Source organism: uncultured Nitrospira sp. (assembly GCA_902500695.1).
GTDB lineage: Bacteria > Nitrospirota > Nitrospiria > Nitrospirales > UBA8639 > Nitrospira_E.
The window spans coordinates 1-17,350 of record CABVRQ010000078.1 but is presented as its reverse complement, the minus strand read 5'-3'; the positions used below and the strand labels follow the sequence as shown (position 1 = coordinate 17,350).

At 50.0% G+C, this 17,350-nt stretch carries 13 protein-coding genes; 3 read left to right on the top strand and 10 right to left on the bottom strand.

What is annotated here, in order from left to right:
- Positions 1-342 (top strand): hypothetical protein (locus AAH187_RS15745; protein ID WP_342349425.1); only part of this gene is annotated, 342 nt, incomplete at its 5' end.
- Here the strand turns inward: AAH187_RS15745 and AAH187_RS15740 are convergent.
- Both AAH187_RS15740 and AAH187_RS15735 read right to left on the bottom strand, forming a co-directional pair.
- The gene (locus AAH187_RS15740; protein WP_342349424.1) at positions 339-1,757 is read right to left on the bottom strand and encodes a fused MFS/spermidine synthase; all 1,419 of its coding nucleotides are present in this window, start codon (positions 1,755-1,757) and stop codon (positions 339-341) included. The two genes, AAH187_RS15745 and AAH187_RS15740, sit on opposite strands and share 4 nt — an antisense overlap.
- Before the next feature lie 433 nt (positions 1,758-2,190).
- Positions 2,191-4,506 carry a 6-phosphofructokinase gene (locus AAH187_RS15735; RefSeq protein ID WP_342349423.1) on the bottom strand — a complete coding sequence of 772 codons (2,316 nt, stop codon included), beginning with the start codon at positions 4,504-4,506 and terminating at the stop codon, positions 2,191-2,193.
- Between the two features lie 460 nt (positions 4,507-4,966).
- Between AAH187_RS15735 and pyk the strand changes: the two genes are divergently transcribed.
- Complete coding sequence (gene pyk / locus AAH187_RS15730; RefSeq protein WP_342349422.1) at positions 4,967-6,367, top strand: pyruvate kinase; 1,401 nt, start codon at positions 4,967-4,969, stop codon at positions 6,365-6,367.
- A 427-nt stretch (positions 6,368-6,794) separates the two neighbouring features.
- Here pyk and coaBC read toward each other — a convergent pair whose 3' ends face one another.
- The 8 genes from coaBC to AAH187_RS15690 form a co-directional block, all read right to left on the bottom strand.
- Complete coding sequence (coaBC, locus tag AAH187_RS15725; RefSeq protein ID WP_342349421.1) at positions 6,795-8,033, bottom strand: bifunctional phosphopantothenoylcysteine decarboxylase/phosphopantothenate--cysteine ligase CoaBC; 1,239 nt, start codon at positions 8,031-8,033, stop codon at positions 6,795-6,797.
- 31 nt (positions 8,034-8,064) lie between these two features.
- Positions 8,065-8,433 carry a DNA-directed RNA polymerase subunit omega gene (gene rpoZ, locus AAH187_RS15720; RefSeq protein ID WP_342349420.1) on the bottom strand — a complete coding sequence of 123 codons (369 nt, stop codon included), beginning with the start codon at positions 8,431-8,433 and terminating at the stop codon, positions 8,065-8,067.
- A 79-nt stretch (positions 8,434-8,512) separates the two neighbouring features.
- Positions 8,513-9,118, bottom strand: coding sequence for a guanylate kinase (gmk, locus tag AAH187_RS15715; RefSeq protein ID WP_342349419.1), 606 nt, complete (start codon positions 9,116-9,118; stop codon positions 8,513-8,515).
- Positions 9,119-9,151: 33 nt separating this feature from the next.
- Entirely contained in the window at positions 9,152-10,030 is an 879-nt protein-coding gene (locus tag AAH187_RS15710) for a YicC/YloC family endoribonuclease (protein ID WP_342349418.1), read from the bottom strand.
- Positions 10,027-10,710, bottom strand: a complete 684-nt coding sequence (gene nth, locus AAH187_RS15705; RefSeq protein WP_342349417.1) for an endonuclease III — start codon at positions 10,708-10,710, stop codon at positions 10,027-10,029. Before nth ends, AAH187_RS15710 begins: the two co-directional genes overlap by 4 nt.
- A gap of 14 nt (positions 10,711-10,724) precedes the next feature.
- Positions 10,725-12,374: a GTPase HflX gene (gene hflX, locus AAH187_RS15700; protein WP_342349416.1), complete on the bottom strand. Its 1,650-nt coding sequence runs from the start codon at positions 12,372-12,374 to the stop codon at positions 10,725-10,727.
- 84 nt (positions 12,375-12,458) lie between these two features.
- Entirely contained in the window at positions 12,459-13,499 is a 1,041-nt protein-coding gene (gene tsaD, locus AAH187_RS15695; protein ID WP_342349415.1) for a tRNA (adenosine(37)-N6)-threonylcarbamoyltransferase complex transferase subunit TsaD, read from the bottom strand.
- A gap of 108 nt (positions 13,500-13,607) precedes the next feature.
- On the bottom strand, positions 13,608-16,037 hold the full coding sequence (locus tag AAH187_RS15690; protein ID WP_342349414.1) for an ATP-dependent Clp protease ATP-binding subunit: 2,430 nt from the start codon (positions 16,035-16,037) through the stop codon (positions 13,608-13,610).
- A 314-nt stretch (positions 16,038-16,351) separates the two neighbouring features.
- On the opposite strand from AAH187_RS15690, the gene AAH187_RS15685 reads away from it, so the two are divergent.
- Entirely contained in the window at positions 16,352-17,206 is an 855-nt protein-coding gene (locus tag AAH187_RS15685; protein WP_342349413.1) for an NAD(+)/NADH kinase, read from the top strand.
- Positions 17,207-17,350: the final 144 nt, after the last annotated feature.

Genomic DNA, 17,350 nt, shown 5'->3' with positions numbered 1-17,350 from the left:
ACTGCAAGACTGAGGATTACGAGAGGAGCGAGAAGCTTCATCATCAGTTCCGGTTTAGGAAAACTCGAAGAAGCCCCACATTATCACTCCTTTGACAAGAAAGGACAATACCTGTGTCAAAGGAAGATGTTTATCGGGTATTTTGATCGATGGAATACAGAGGTCCTTGGGCATGCGACGGCTGACTCCGACAAAACAACGCGGGCAGGCGATGTCCTTCTTTATTTTCTATCGGCGGGACGCTTGGAGTCGGCATCAACCAAGCCGCCGGAAACTATTCGGGGGTCGCCAGCGTCACGGCGGAATGCAACTATCATCTCCCGACGCCACAGCTTCAGCTAATACGGCACTTCCTGCTTTTTGTCGAAGGCTGCTCTGTTCAAATTATCTGTGTAAATATTTTCGTTGCCACCCGGCGCAAAATTGCGTGCGATGTAGAGGACGTTCTTATCATCAGACGGTGCGACCCGCCATGGATTGAAATCGTAAAGAGGGATGCGGTTTGCATGGGGAAAGATGCTACGAATCGTGTTGTCGAGCCCGCGGGCGTAATCATTCTCGCCGAGCGGAGAGCCCATATGATTGAAAATGACAATGCCGCCTGGCGTTAGCCTGTTTCTCACCTGCTTAAAAAATTCCCTTGTTACCAGATGCTCCGGTGCGTCGTTCAGCCCGTTGAACACATCGACGATAATCAGATCGAAATTTTCTTTGGTCCGATTGAGATATCCCCGCGCCGGTTCAGCAACAAAAATCTTGTTTTTATCCAGCCTTCTTTTGAGAAACTCCTTTTCCGCCATCTCCTTCAGCTCAGAGTCTATATCAACAAACACATACTCGTTCCATGTGTCGCCAAGACCCATGGTAAAGCCGCCCGCACCGAGGACGAGAATTTTCCCCTTCATATTGGCGGGACCGAAATGCCGGATATAGTGATTTTCTATATACCGCACATATTCATAAACAGGGTACTCCGGATTATCCGGATAAATAGCCGAGGCATACGATCTGTTCAGGCGCAGGTAACGCGTTTTGCCGTAGTCTTCCATCTGCAGGGTATTATAGGCGTTATTCGAAATGACCCCCACCGTTTCAAGCGCCTGAGGACTGTTAAGGCCAGCGGCGAGGAGGAACAGGAACACGGCGACAGCCGTGCTCCGACAGATTCTGAGCTTTGACAGAAGAACAATCAGAACAACAATGCAGGCGACGGTTACTGTGGCCGTGCCCGAAACGCCGATCGTATTCATCAGGAAAAGAGTCGTAAAAATTGCCCCCAGAAACGACCCGATCGTCGAGTAAAACAGGATTTTTCCGGCAGCGTGCGGCAAATGCGCGCGGCGAAAATAATTGCTGACGAGGGGCACAGTCTGTCCAAGCAGGTAGACCGGCGTGATGATAAATAACAGCGAGTAACATGTTGTCAGTAGCAAGCGGTTTTTCCATTCAAACCCTTCGGTCAACGCACCGAAAAACCACGTCAGGGCAAAATAGGAAAGCCCGATAGTCAGAAACGCCCCAGCCATCAGCAGGTTGCGGACAAGTTTGTTGCGTATTTTCCCCTGATACTGCCCTCCCGCATAGTACCCGAAGGCCAGTGGCATCAGGACGGCAGCGATAATAATGGATACCGTATCCGTGCCGCTGCCGACAAAGGGCAGGGTCTGGCGAATGGCGAGAAGTTCAGCGGATAGGACGACATAGCCTTCTAAAAAAATTATGAAAAATAACAGCACCAGCTTTCGGTTTTGTTCCATGTGCTCTTTATTATGCCCCCGCTAAAATCGGAAGAATGCTTTGGACGTTGCTTTATTAATAATTAGTGTTTCATACGCTATACAGTCAGCCACTTTACCACTCGTGAGTCAGAACTGGAGAAACACTTCCAAGTGTCTCACAGAGGAAGTGCATTTTACTAATGAAGCCTCCCCGCGAACGACCAATGGCCCATGACGTGGGTGCTGGCGCTGCGGTATTAATGTGGATTGAGGATATGGATCAGACTCAATCCACAATACAAAATTTGAAAAATATAGGGAATTCCGGAAAAGGATGAAATGATTCCATAGAAATTCATTTCAAATGGAAAAGGTCCAGATTACCAATCAAAAATGAATTTATGATGCGCAGATGACAGAGGATCTATGAAATTTCGAGAACAAATTTTCAGAGAGGAGCCACCCCCTTAATCTAAACCAATTCGGTTCCGTGCATGCGAGCGAAGAGTTCCCAATCAAATGGCTTGGGGGCTACGGCATGCAAGGGGATCGGTTGAATGGTTCCGGGGTCGCGGTAGGCTAACATGCATCCAATGATCTGTTCGGGTTGTTCGATCAAGCGCCGGATGGCTTCGTAGGCGAAGAGTTGCGCCATGGTTTTGTCCACGGGAGTCGGGAAGGCACCACGTAGGGTATGGCCAAGAATGGTGGCTTTGGTCGCTACTGAAAGGGGGTAATGTCCGGCTCGCGTTTGCAGGTGGGTCCACTGGGAAATCCGACCGCCGACATAATCCACCAAGCCATGGACCCCGCCCTCGGGATGATGTTGATGCGGCGTGCGTTCGGCCACAATAATGATATGGCTTTTATTCCGGACCCCCAACGTCTGTTTCAATGTGCCCAGAATGACTTCTTCGATGTAGGCATCCGGATCTGGATGTTCATTGACCAACAGTCCCTCAGCTCGTGCCTGGTACGCACACATGAACGCCAGGTGACCTGATCCTGCCCCCATGACCTCCACAAAAAACACACTGCCCATGGCTGCGCTGGTGGCTTTCAACGACTCGATGGATTGGTTGGCCAGGGCAACCGCCGACTGGAGCCCGAGTGAGGTGGTTCCGGCGATATTGTCGTCGATCGAACCGGGAATCCCCACGACCTGTATGCCAAACCGCTCATAGATGGCACGAGCCCCACGCATGCTCCCGTCACCACCCATCACGATTAACGCCCCATCCTCCATGTAGGGTTTGAGGTGACGAATGGCGGCCAGTTGGGCCTCCTCATCTTTGAAATCTTCAAACCGGCTGCTGCCAATCGGACTGCTGGCGTGATTGCTCATGCCACGTGTGTCCTGTTCGGTGACCAACTCAATCCAATTATTGGCCAAACCCAGAAATCCGTGTTGCACGAAATAGACTTCGAGGCCCAGTCGGTTCCCTGTCACGCGGAGTTCCTTCAATGCCGCACCGGCCCCGGCAAAATCCCCACCAGAAACCAGGGCGACGATCCGCCGAATTTGGCGTGGTTTCAGGGTAACCTTTTCCCGACGGCCTTGCTCCGCAGTCATCAAGACCTCGCGGACGGCACGTTCCCGTTCTGAAAGGCCCACGGCCGTGGAATAGCCTGACAACTGCCCATGTTCATAGGTGAGGAGAACGACGTTGTCCTGTCCTTCCTTATAGGCTCCAAATTCTGAAAATGCTTCACTGAATGGTCGAGGGTCGAGAAAAATTAAGAGCGCTCGCAGAGTGGAGCTGTGCGTATACAAACACAACACTTTTCCCTGGTGACTCTGGCCCAACTGATGGAACCCGTCGACCAACTCCACATAGAGTTCAAAGAAGGAGTGGCCTCCCGGATAACTGTACAGCGGGTGTTTAATCAAACGCTGAGCTGTCTTCGTGTCGACCCCAAAGGCCTTGGCGGCTTCTTCGACTTCGGCAGTTTTTTCAATACCGGTGGCCCATCCGAAGTCTTGGGATTCTAACGCCCATTCCGTGATGGGCTGGGTGGCCTGGGCTGTCTCGGGAGACAGGATGGAGACGACCCGTTCAAAGAGCTGCCGTGTATTGGGACTCTGACTCACCATGTGGACAAACGATTTCGAATCCAGGTAGTTATCCAGTTGAAGGAAGTCCAGTTGTTTTCCTACCAGACCCAAGGTCCGGACAAGGGCGGTTCCGATCGCGTCGGCCTTGGGAATTCCCTTCTCGGCGTCAAGGACGTTCCTCAACCGCCGCCCCACACGGAATTTTTTACTATCCATCTGAGAGACGCCGTGCCGCATGGTAAGAAACAGCGTGCGGGCACTTAAGTCCCTCGGCATCAACCAAAAGCGATCATCGCCAATATCAAGAACGATCCGACCCTCAGCCAGATTGGGCGTCATATGCTCTCGCGGAACGATTGCTACTGGTCGACGTCGTATGGGTTTATTCGTGACCCCGATTGGTGCTCGAAACAAAGGAGCAAGCTCACCCTGAGCGAGGAGCTGATTCCAGGCAGCGAAAAATACCAAATCATCTCCCCCGCAGGCTTGCTGAATCACCAGATGCCTTGCCTCTCTGTAGGCTGCGGCATTGGCAAACCCTGTCAGGGCATTGTTGACAAAGATTCGTATGGCGGCCATCGCCTCCAAGACCCGTTGCGGGCGATCTTCCAATGAAGGCAAAGGGGGATAAGGTTCTGCCCCCTCTACCGGCGGACGCCTGGCAATGGCCTCGCCATAGGCTAAAAGACCCTCAATTGTGACAAAATCCAGATTTTCTGCTTCTGCTTTCATCTATTCACCTCATTGAATTCTTCAGCTATTATTGGTTTCATATTCATCTTGCAGCAGCATCATAATATTATTCGACCTCATCGACAACGCAAGACCTCACCATAAAGATCTGATTCCTCTCCTGCCGACCGGATCATTCTGTGCATAAAGTTCTCGCGCTTCATAGAAAAACCCCCTTTGTCTCGCTCACCCGGTGAAGTCAGACCACGCCAACACAATGGAGTCCCGATCGGTGATAAACCATGCTAGAGTTTGACGCTGTAGTGGGCTACACTTCATGAGAACCCACAGGGAGGTGGGATATCTTCTGCACCAAAGAGCACTCCAGCGACACGAAAACCAATAATCCGATGAACCTCAAACAGGAGTTGAGGCTCCCAATCTCCTTTGACACCCATGTATAGGATGATGGGATCGTTTCCACAATTGACGATCATGAAAAACTGATAGGGACACATTCATGCAAAAGACCAAAATCATCTGCACGATCGGACCAGTGACCGAATCTTATGAGATGTTACGCAAAATGTATGACGCCGGCATGAACATCGTGCGGTTGAACATGTCCCATGGAACCCACGAATCCCATGCCAAAGTGATCAAACATATTAAGACGCTCAATACCAAGGTCCCATTTCCTATTCCAATTCTTTTAGATACACAAGGCCCTGAAATCCGGACAGGAGATTTATCGATTGACCTCAATCTTAAAGAAGGCACGATCGTATCTATTTCTGCGCGTGGGCCGATGGATGTGGAAGAAAGCTCTATTCACATCAACTATGCCGATTTAATGGAATCCGTGAATGTCGGAGATAAGATTACCGTGGATAACGGGCTGATCAATTTTGAAGTCCTTGAAAAACAGGATCGTCTCATGCAGTGCCGGGTCCTTGATGGGGGAGTCTTGAAAAGCAAACGCCATGTCAATTTACCTGGAATCCGCGTCAATCTTCCCGCGATTACCCAAAAGGACGAAAAAGATATTGCCTTTGGTTTAGCCGCCGATGTGGATTTCATTGCTCTTTCCTTTGTTCGAGAAGCGAAAGATATCCGACAATTAAGACAGCTTATGGGCCACAAAGTAGGGAGAGTGAAAATTATTGCCAAAATTGAAGATCAGGAAGGGGTCCGGAATCTGGAAGAGATTATTCAGGAATCGGATGGGATTATGGTGGCTCGCGGAGATTTGGGAGCAGAAATCAACCTGGAGGATTTGCCGAATGTGCAACGCAGAATCGTGCGCCTCTGCGCGGAATCCGGTAAACGCGTGATCGTGGCCACCCATCTCCTGGAATCGATGATACATAACCCCATTCCCACGCGCGCCGAAGTCACTGACGTGGCCAATGCCATCTATGAGGAAGTCGATGGGGTGATGTTATCCGGAGAAACCACGGTGGGGAAATATCCGCTGAAATGCATCGAGTATCTGCGAAAAATCTCCATCAAAACCGAAGCCATTCCAGGTTTGCAGTTTGCGAAACAGTTAAAGCTGACGACAGACAAACAGCAATTGGCCACTGCCGCAGTCCAGCTCGCGGAAGGATTGCACGCCAAAGGGATTGTCGTGATCACCCGCAGAGGAATCATGGCGGATTTGGTCTCGAATTGTCGGCCATTTTCCACGAACATTTATGCGTTTACGAACGGGAGTCAATCCCGTCGAACGATGACGCTGAATCGAGGCGTCTATCCCTTTCGGATCGACTTTAGTTCAGACCCTGAGAAAACGCTCCAAACCGCATTTCGAATTTTAAAAGCCCGTGAACATTTCCAAACGGGAGATAAGGTCGTGATTATCTCTGACGTGCTGGCCCAAGAGCGGGTCGATGGTATTCAAATCCGAGCCATTCCCTAAGACAGATAGACCATTTGGTCCACCCATCCAACCGTCAGGAATACAGGTTCATGAGGCACCCTTCCCTGATACGTTCCCGTTGGGAAGGTTTCAAAGAAAAGCCAATTCTTTTTCCTGAACCAGTCTGGGGGAGAGGGGTTAGATTCTTCGGATAGCCAGAAGAACCATGGAAATGAGCCACGCGAAAAAGACAATATTGATGAAAAATCCTTCCATACTCTTCTTATCGGCTTATGAGTTCCTAAAGTTAAGTTTTTTCTTGTTCTCTGAGATTCTTGCTTCATTTTTCACTCGTTATCGGTATCCTGCCACACAATTCATGACGACCCTTGGTCATTCACCACACAACCGATGCCCTTCGGCTTTGGCGATTTCGTTTATTCCGAATGAAAAAGGATGAGGAAACACCCCATCAGGTGAGCACAAACTACGACGTCGGTGAAGACAGGGTCTTCTGCCTGGAAGGCTGAACTGGAAGGGACACGATATGATCTAGGAGCATATCGGCGAGCTGTCGTTTCGGCATTCGTGGGATGTGATGCGGGGCAGCACCTGGCGTGAGAACATACACCTCATTGGTATCATTTCCAAAGGCAGACTGCTCTCCGCCGATGTGATTCACAATCAGCATATCCAAATGCTTGCTGGCAAGCTTGGCCTGGCCATGCTCAATTAGATGGTCAGTTTCAGCCGCAAAGCCAATCAGGCGTTGGTGTGTACGCTGGGCGGAGAGTGCCATTAATATATCCGGCGTCCGTTCCAAATCCAAGCCTTCGCCATGCCATTGGTCTTTTTTGACTTTCTGTGCATGCGCCTGCTTGGGGCGAAAATCTCCTACCGCAGCCGTCATGCAAAGCGTAGTCGCCCATTCAAATTGTGCCGTGAGCGCCTGCAACATGTCTTCTGCGGTGACCACAGGGATCACGGTCACGTTCTTCGGAGCCATTAACTGTGTGGGACCCGTCACGAGGACGACCTCGGCCCCGCGTGCGGCGGCGGCCTCGGCCAAGGCAAATCCCATTTTACCTGAAGACCCGTTACTGATGAATCGCACAGGATCAATAGGTTCCTGCGTCGGACCGGCCGATATCAAGACACGCTCCCCTTGCCAATCCGTTCGGCGATGCAGGAGGTCAACCACCGTCGACATGATGACTTCCTCGGCAGCTAAACGCCCCTGTCCCCATTCTCCCGAGGCCAACGCCCCAACTTCCGGCTCGACCAGGACCACCCCTCGATGGCGCAGGGTCTGTGCATGGGCTTGGACCGCCGGATGGGCCCACATTTCACCATCCATCGCTGGGCAGATCATCACCGGACATTGAACAGTGAGTGAAAGGGTTCCGAGTAAATTGTCGGCTAACCCGATGGCCATTTTGGCTAAGGTGTTCGCGGTACAGGGAGCCACGACCAACAAATCGGCCTGTTCCGTTAAGGACAAGTGCTTCATGTCCTGATGGCCGGCAAAAACATCACTCGCCACCGGATTTCCTGACAGCACTTCAAACGTCAGGGGGGCGATGAACCGGGTAGCTGAATCCGTCATCACCACATGCACGCTGGCACCGGCTTGAGTCAACAACCGTACAAGTCCCACCGCCTTATAGGCGGCAATACTTCCCGTCACCCCAAGGACAATCCGCTTCCCTGCTAATCCAGCGCTCATCTTGATGTAATCTCTTGCCAACTGATTTCAGCTATGCTTCTTCAGGTTCAACCACCGTGCCAAGATGTTGAGCCGTGTCATCGATATACACACTCAATTCTTTTTTAATCTCTTGAGCATTTTCATCCGGCTGTGCATAGAGAGCCGGATCAATCGGACGTTCATTCGCGCGTTTGGCATTTTTAATGGCATCTTTGGCTTCCTGGCCTATTAAATACGGGACTTGTTTGTTCAGCACTTCTTCCAAGGCCTTCGAGGTGTCTTTTGAAAATTTACTGGTTCCGTATGGCTCTCCGCCCCGAACCAATTGCTTGGCCCGTTGCGCAGCAATCAGCACGATCCGATACCGTGAATCAAATTCTTTTTGGTGATGTTCAGGTAATAACGATAATGCATCCATTGAATATCCTCTTTCCTTTCTGTGAAAAGCACACGTTCAGATGAATAGTCTACACAAATCAATCCCATCAATGCAGCATTTATCGGAACACATGCGCGGCATCAATATGGGTGGTTCGAACGCGTTCAGCCATAATGACGGCTTGAAGCTCCTCGATGGCCTGCTCCAAGGTTTCATTGCGAATCGTATATTGGTATTCCAAATAGCCCCGCATCTCATCTTGAGATTTCTGAAACCGACGCTCCTGCTCGTCCGATGTATCCGTCGCTCGGTCAACCAAACGGGTCCGAAGAACCTCCAATGAAGGAGGCAAAATGAATACGGTCACAGCTTTCTGAAGATTTTTCATGACCTGCCGCGCGCCCTGCACATCGATGTCCAACAAGATATCCGTGTTCGAACCAGACTCTTGCTCCAACTCCTTCCATGGTGTTCCGTATAATCGTCCATAGACTTCAGCATATTCAGCAAACGCGTGCTCGGAAATTTTTGCGTGAAACTCAGCTTCCGAAATAAACCTATACTCCCTGCCATCTGTTTCGCCGGACCGCGGCTTCCGCGTGGTGTACGACACCGAAAGGCGAATGTCGGGAATCGTCTTCAAAATATGCCGGCAGAGCGTCGACTTCCCTACCCCTGAAGGGCCTGATACGACAAATAACAATTTTTTTCCCGTTAACGACAACGTTTCTCCCACTTTATGACATGGATTGATCGCTTATTCAATATTTTGGACCTGTTCCCTGATTTTTTCTAATTCACTCTTTAAATCCACAACTTGCCCGGAGATCTCGGAATCGCTGGCCTTTGATCCAATCGTATTAACTTCCCTACCCATTTCCTGGAGGAGAAAATCAAGCCGTTTCCCAACGGCTTCCTTGGATTTGAGTGTGGAACGAAATTGTGCCACATGACTCTGCAACCGAGTTAATTCCTCCGTCACGTCTGACCGTTCCGCCAACATGGCTATTTCTTGAGCAATTCGATCGTCGTTCACCCGCTCGCCCTCTAATAACTTGGCAACACGGGCTTTCAGACGATCAGCGGCCACCTGCAGGGCAGAAGGAATGCGTTGCTGAACCACCTGAAGCCGTTCCTCAACCATCTGAACCCGCTGCAAGAGATCCTTTTGTAAGGCGGTGCCTTCTTTCTTGCGCATTTTTTCTAAATCGGTCAAGGCACGCTGGACCAGCCCCTCAACGACTTTCGGGACATCCTTGATCACCGTGGGCTCCTCACTTGTGGAAAATAGATCCCGAAACCCTGCCACCACATTTACATCCACAGTCCCACTCAGCTTGAGTTCCTTTTGCAATTCGCGCAACCCTTGAACGTACCGCCTTGCCATGGCGCCATCCAGTTTGACAGTTTTATTGGATCCAGACCCTCCACCGTTCATGGTCACGGTCAATTCAATACGACCACGCTCACACGTACGCTTAACTTGCTCCTTGAGTTCCAACTCCATATGAGAAAGAGACTTAGGCAGACGCACCATCATCTCGCAAAACCGATGATTGACGGATCGAACTTCAACCCCAACCATGGTTCCCTGATAAAGGGATTCTCGTTTTCCAAAACCAGTCATACTTTTCATAATAGCTTTTGTTTTCCTTCCCATCCACAGTCTGAAGCGAGCACACAATGAGCACACTTGGGCGTTCTGGCCAGACACACATATCGCCCGTGCAGCAGGAGGCGCTGAGCTCCAACCGTCCATTGCGCTTTTGGCAGGAGCCGTTGAAGATCCTCTTCAATTTTGGTCGGATCCTGGCTTCTCGTCAACCCGAGCCGATTGGCTACCCGCTTCACATGCGTATCCACCACAATGGCGGGCTCCCCCACCGAACTCCCCAAAATAACATTGGCCGTTTTTCGACCAACGCCAGGCAGGGAAGTCAAGTCCTCCATCGTCCCTGGCACCATTCCGTGAAAATGCTGCACCAGCGCTTGGCCACACCCAATAAGATGACGCGCTTTATTTTTGTAAAATCCCGTTGTCCGAATGAGAGCTTCTAATTCCGCTGGATCAGCACTGGCATAATCCTGCGCGGTGCGATAGCGGGCAAAGAGGTTCGGCGTTACCAGGTTGACTCTCTGGTCTGTACATTGTGCCGAAAGAATTGTGGCCACTAACAGCTCAAGCCGGTTGGAGGAATCTAATTCCACCCTCACGTCAGGAACGGATTGATTCAATGCCGCAAGGATCCGGCCTACCCGCTTTTTCGCCTCCACAGGCGATTCAATCGGACGTCGTGCTGTTCTGAGCCCACTCATCGAAGCAGGACCTCTCATGGAAAGGTTTCGGCTGGAGCCGGGAGAGGATAGAGAGGCATTTCCTGAGACTTTCCCTTCCTGCCACCTTCCGCCTGAAGGCCACGAAGAAGAGACGTGAGTTCCTCCTGAATCATCACCAATGACGCGTCTTGTAACGCGGATCCCCCCATTCCCCCATATCGCTGACAGAGGAGTTGGACGTCTTCTTCAACCATCAGATCCGCCTTATTAAAAAAACGCAGGCTGGGAATGTTTTCAAGTCCCAATTCCTTCAAAACATTGTCTACTGCGATGATATGCTGCCCAGGATCCGGCACATGGGCATCTATCACGTGGAGTAACACATCGGCTTCCTGCAATTCCAGCAAGGTCGTCTGAAATGCCGCCATAAGGTCTTTGGGCAAATCTCGGATAAATCCTACGGTATCTGTCAAAATGACGTCGCCTAAACCTGGTAGATACCATCGCCGATTGACTGTATCAAGGGTTTCAAAGACGCGATCCTTCACAGAGACTTGACTCTTTGTCAACGCATTTAACAGAGTCGACTTTCCCACATTGGTATAGCCAATGATGGAAATGATGGGTAGTCCTCGCTTCATGCGCATTTTTCGTTGTTCCTGACGACCATGCGCCATAGACTCCAAATCTCGCTCCAGGCGCTGAATGCGCTCACGGGCTCGACGGCGATCCGTTTCCAGTTTCGTTTCTCCAGGCCCTCTGGTCCCAATTCCCCCCGCTAACCGGGAAAGAGCGGTACTGGACTGGGCCAGCCGTGGGAGCAGATACCGCAGTTGTGCCAGTTCAACTTGGATTTTCCCAATGGAGGAATGCGCCCGTTGTGCAAAGATATCGAGAATCACTTGCGATCGGTCCAAGACCCGCAGATCCGTGATTTCCGAAATGCCCCGTACCTGGGCTGGAGTCAAATCTTGATCAAATATCAAAGTATCGGCACCGGATTGCAGCGCACGAATCGCCAATTCTTTCATCTTTCCCGACCCAACCACAAACTTCGGATGAATCGCCCCCAACCGTTGAGTGATACACCCTAAGACTTCCACGTCCTGGGCACGCACCAATTCTTGTAATTCCTGGAGACGACCTTCTTCCGAAGCGGCATTCCCTGTGCTGACACTAACCAGAAGCGCCCTCCCCTCCCGAACACCTTCTCGTAACCCTGGATTCGAGCGAACAATTTCTTGCTCCAATGATTGAATAAATTGTTGGCAATCCAACTGAAACGAGTGAAAGGCACAAGGCGGTAGCTCCAACGTGGTTCGACCCTGAATGGGATTCGAAAGAATGTGCGCCACATAGACATCACGAAGGCTGCCATCTTTTCCCACACCAAGGGCCATGATTAAATCCAGCCGGAGAAGAGCCAGGTCGGTCAGATCATCCTGAGTCAGCGGTTGATTATTGAGGTGGGTATGGACTAAACGAACCCCTCGCAATAATCGAAGGCCTGAACGGGTCCGCGATAGATGGGGGATGACCAATTCGTGGTGGTCACCGATCAAAACCGATTCAATTTGGCCTTGTCGATTAACCAAAAGCCCGATTTGACGTCTTGTCTCATAGGTAAGTTCGGCACATTCCCGAGCCACCTCTGGAGTCACAACTTTTTCCGGAGGGATCCGTCGACGGTAAAGACGCTCCATTCGGCTAATATGATTAGCCTTTAAGCCATGAAGATTACCTAGGACAACAGGAATAACTCTTCTCCTTTTGCCGTATCATGGGGGTCATTGAGAAAGGACTCCAGCCATCGCGGTCCCATCATATTTACATTGCAACGTAGAGATCGCATCCACATCCCATGCTGCCCTCTCCTTACGCTTGAGTTTTTCCAGCCCCGCAGCAGCAATCATGGCACCATTATCCGTGCAGAGCCCACGTGGAGGTAGAGTCACATACAATCCTAATGTGCGAGCACGCTCCTCAAGCCTCAGCCGAAGGCGAGAGTTTGCTGCCACTCCTCCCACAACGGAAACCCCTTTTACATCGTATTGGCGGGCGGCGCGACAAAGTTTCTCCACCAACACATCCACAATCGCTTCCTGGTAACTAGCCGCTATATCCGCTACGGGCAATGGAGAATTCCCCTTTTGTTGTTCATCCCGCACAAAATATCGAAGCGCGGTTTTCAGCCCACTGAAACTGAAATTGAAATTTTGGCTTCGAAGAGTTGGGCGGGGGAATGATACAAACTGAGCATTCCCCTGTTCGGCAAGCCGGTCAATTGCCGGACCTCCCGGATAAGGAAGCCCAAGCATTTTGGCGCCTTTATCGAACGCTTCTCCCGCTGCATCATCCATCGTCCATCCAATGAACTGATATTCTCCACGATGAGGCACCAATGCCAAATGCGTATGCCCACCAGACGCAATCAAGACCATGGTTGGGGTTGGCAAATTTGGATCGGACAACCATGCGGACGCCAAATGCCCCTCCAAATGATTCACCGTCACCCAGGGTATTTGTGTGGCATAAGCCAGAGCTTTGGCAAAATTTACTCCAACAAGTAAGGCCCCTACCAAACCTGGACGATTGGTGACCGCTATTCCCGTTAATTGGGAAAGAGAAACCTTGGCCAGACCCAAGGCTTCCTTTGTCAGAAGTTCCAGACACTCCATATGACGACGGGAAGCCAATTCCGGGACCACTCCCCCGTAACGGGCATGCACCTCAACCTGCGAATCCAATATATTTGAGAGGATGTGACCCTCGCCATCCAATACGGCGACAGCTGTTTCATCACATGATGTTTCAATTCCTAAAATCACCGATAAAGTCCTTTTCAGCGCCGAGATTCATTTGGCAAAAAACAACAAAACCCTCAGGACTGATGGTCCTGAGGGTTTCATCTAGGATTTGACCGTCCCTATATCCAATCACACACTCGCTAGCACCTCTTCTTCAATGAAATTTGGGGTCTGATCGGTCAGGATAACCTTAATCTTTTTGGCATCTTTAAACCGCCCCTTAATGAGTTCTTCAGAAAGAGGATCTCCCAGGCGGCGTTGAATAGTTCGGCGAAGAGGACGGGCACCATATTGTTGTTCAAACCCTTCGTCAATCAACCACTGCTTCACCTCGTCGGTCACATCCAAATACACTCCTCTTTCCACAAGACGGGCATTGAGTTCCCCAATGAGAATGTCGACGATACTCACCAAATGTTCTTTGGTAAGTTGGTGGAAGACAACTAATTCATCAATACGATTTAAGAATTCAGGACTGAAATGACGCTTCAACTCGGCCAGGACTTCACCTCGCATACGTGAAGTATGCTCAGCTTCTACATCACGCTGGAACCCCAGGGATACACCCTTTTGAATAAATCGAGTTCCCAGGTTTGAGGTCATTACCAAGATGGTATTTTTAAAGTCCACCTTCCGGCCTAAACTGTCCGTCAATACCCCATCATCAAGGACTTGCAGCAACACATTGAAAATATCTGGATGGGCTTTTTCAATTTCATCAAATAACACGACTGAATAGGGCCGGCGCCTTACTTTCTCCGTCAATTGTCCACCTTCCTCATAACCCACATAGCCAGGAGGGGCTCCAAACAGCCGTGAACTAGTAAATTTCTCCTGGTATTCTGACATGTCTACCCGAATTAGCGCGTCATCAGTGTTGAACAAGAATTCGGCTAATGCGCGAGCCAACTCCGTCTTCCCTACCCCGGTCGGTCCAAGAAAAATAAACGACCCGATAGGTTTTTTGGCATCCTTCAATCCGGCTCGCGATCGGCGAATAGACCGACAGACAGCAGAAATAGCCTCTTCTTGCCCTATAATACGCTTGTGAAGATAATCCTCCATATGCAGCAGCTTTTCAGATTCCTCTTCTTCAAGTTTAAAGAGGGGAATCCCCGTCATTTTCGAAATGACATACGCCACATCCTCACCGGAAATAACCGGTCTGTTTTTCTCTTGTTTTTTCTTCCAATCACGCTTGGAATCATCTAATAATTTTCTGAATCGCTCTTCCTCTTCGCGAAATTTTACGGCTTCCTCAAAATTCTGAAGCCCGATCGCCACTTCCTTTTCACGAGCGACCCTTTTGAGCTCCTGTTCAAGCGACTTCAACTCAGGAGGCAGGGCATACGTTAATAGTTTTGCTCGCGAACCGGTTTCATCAATAAGATCAATGGCCTTATCCGGCAAAAATCTGTCGGTGATATACCGTTCACTCAGTTTGACTGCCTCTTCAACCGCCTCATCCGTTATTTCAACCCCATGATGTTCCTCATATCGATCACGAAGCCCTTGAATGATTTGCACAGTCTCTTCTACTGAAGGGGGCTGAACATAAATAGGCTGAAACCGCCGCTTGAGTGCCCCATCTTTTTCAATATGTTTTCGATATTCATCCAGGGTCGTGGCACCAATACATTGTATTTCACCTCGAGACAAAGCCGGCTTTAACATGTTTGCGGCATCAATTGACCCTTCAGCAGCGCCTGCACCCACTAAGGTGTGAAGTTCATCAATAAAGAGAATGATATTCCCCGCTTGGGAAATTTCCTTCATCACCACCTTCAGACGCTCTTCAAATTGTCCTCGATATTTGGTTCCTGCTACCAATGAGCCAAGATCCAAAGCGATGACCCTTCGATTCAATAAATTGTCCGGAACATCCAGACCAATGATCCGCTGGGCCAGCCCTTCCACAATAGCTGTTTTCCCCACTCCGGATTCACCAATTAACGCCGGGTTATTTTTCGTTCGCCGGCTCAGAATTTGAAGTACCCTTTGGATTTCATCTGAACGTCCGATAACAGGGTCTAGCGTTCCCTCCTGAGCCAACTGCGTCAAGTCCCTGCCAAATTCATCTAACGCAGGTGTGCTGCTTTTTTTATCCCGCTCCCTGGTTCCTGATTTCCGAAGGAACGTGACAGTCAATTGCCGAGCCGTTAAAAGATTGGCCCCTAAACTACGAAGCACCTTTCCCCCGATTCCTTCTTCCTCCCGAAGAAGGCCCAGGAGCAGATGTTCACTTCCGATATGGTTGTGGCCCAGCAGCCTGGCTTCCTCAACACCATATTCAATTACTTTTTTCACTCTGGGACTAAATGGGATTTCTCCGAATGTCACGGTTGTTCCACCCCCTGGCAGATTCCGTTCGATTTCAAGGCGGATTTGTTCCGGCGAGAGACCCATTTTTTTGATGATCATCAAGGCTATGCCGTCAGACTCTCGAAGAATCGCGAGCACCAAATGCTCGGTCCCCAGATAATCGTTTTGGTGCCGTTCCGCTTCTTCTCTGGCAAGGATGATGATTTTTCTACCACGATCCGTGAATCGTTCGAACATTGGACCTCCTCTAGCCGATTATTCGCGAAACTTTTCGCTCACACATTCGTCTATTATCCACACATAAATTCGAGAAAAATTCACAATTTCAGTCTATCCGTGAACCCTCAAAACTGTCAAGTCAGAAGCTAGAAATGAGAGTACCCATCAACGGAAATACTGATTTACTCTACCAATCAAAATACGCTAAGAAAAGCCTCCTGCCACACACGGATATTTTTGCCTATGCCATTTCCCAAATACCCGCGCTTGCTATCAGATCAATGAAGACACTACCATCCTAACGCCTGACAACACCATTCTTTTCAAAGCTCATGCCTACCTTCCAGACTATCGGGATCATCACCAAACCTCACGCACCCAACATTCTGGAGGAAACTTCCCAACTCCGTGATTGGTTGGTTGCACATGACAAAACTGTCATTCTTGATTCCACTCAAGGGCTCCCGACTTCGGATAATCCCACCCGTATTCAAATTGCAAAGGAAGCCGACCTTCTCATTGTATTGGGTGGCGATGGCACAATGTTAAGCGGAGCACGGCTCGTTGAACAACGAGGGATTCCCATCCTTGGAGTCAATATGGGAGGTCTGGGATTCCTCACTGAAATCAACTTCGATGATCTCCCCACAGCCTTAGAGAAAGTGTTCGCAGGGGAATGTCGACTGGATAAACGCTTGATGTTAAAAGTCCAGCTTCAACGGGGTGACCGAATCCTTTACACCTACTCAGCCTTAAACGACGTGGTAATAAGTAAAGGACATTTGGCGAGAATGATCGCCACCAAAATATGCGTGAATCATGCATTCATGACAAACTTGCGTGGCGATGGACTGATCGTCGCTACCCCGACGGGATCGACCGCTTACTCCCTTTCGGCAAAAGGTCCGATCTTGGATCCACGGTTGGAAGTGTTGCTGATAAACCCAATTTGCCCGCATACCTTTTCCCACCGCCCCTTCCTTGCCCCTGGTGATGTGCCAATCACCATTGAACTGACAAGTCAGGAACCAGCCATGGCTACCATCGATGGCCAGGTGGGAGCGGAAATGCTGACTGGTGATCTTGTGCAGGTTCGAGCATCAGATCACCGCACACACCTCATTCGTTTTCCAGAGCGAAGCTACTTTGAAGTGTTACGCACAAAATTAAAGTGGGGGGATGGGTAAAGCCTGGCTTCAAGATTCTCCTCAACCGACTCGACCTAATTCATTTAATATCTCATTAGCTAGACTGGCCAATCGAGGATTTCACTCATTCATTCGCCGACGAAGCTGCCCCCTTCATCAATGGGAAATTGACTCTTGAAATCA

What these genes read in the sequence shown, in the direction of transcription:
- rpoZ (WP_342349420.1), bottom strand. Translation starts at nt 8,433, where the DNA reads ATGGATGCATTATCGTTATTACCTGAACATCACCAAAAAGAATTTGAT.
- hflX (WP_342349416.1), bottom strand. Translation starts at nt 12,374, where the DNA reads ATGGAGCGTCTTTACCGTCGACGGATCCCTCCGGAAAAAGTTGTGACT.
- AAH187_RS15740 (WP_342349424.1), bottom strand. Translation starts at nt 1,757, where the DNA reads ATGGAACAAAACCGAAAGCTGGTGCTGTTATTTTTCATAATTTTTTTA.
- AAH187_RS15685 (WP_342349413.1), top strand. Translation starts at nt 16,352, where the DNA reads ATGCCTACCTTCCAGACTATCGGGATCATCACCAAACCTCACGCACCC.
- pyk (WP_342349422.1), top strand. Translation starts at nt 4,967, where the DNA reads ATGCAAAAGACCAAAATCATCTGCACGATCGGACCAGTGACCGAATCT.
- AAH187_RS15710 (WP_342349418.1), bottom strand. Translation starts at nt 10,030, where the DNA reads ATGAAAAGTATGACTGGTTTTGGAAAACGAGAATCCCTTTATCAGGGA.
- AAH187_RS15735 (WP_342349423.1), bottom strand. Translation starts at nt 4,506, where the DNA reads ATGAAAGCAGAAGCAGAAAATCTGGATTTTGTCACAATTGAGGGTCTT.
- coaBC (WP_342349421.1), bottom strand. Translation starts at nt 8,033, where the DNA reads ATGAGCGCTGGATTAGCAGGGAAGCGGATTGTCCTTGGGGTGACGGGA.
- nth (WP_342349417.1), bottom strand. Translation starts at nt 10,710, where the DNA reads ATGAGTGGGCTCAGAACAGCACGACGTCCGATTGAATCGCCTGTGGAG.
- AAH187_RS15690 (WP_342349414.1), bottom strand. Translation starts at nt 16,037, where the DNA reads ATGTTCGAACGATTCACGGATCGTGGTAGAAAAATCATCATCCTTGCC.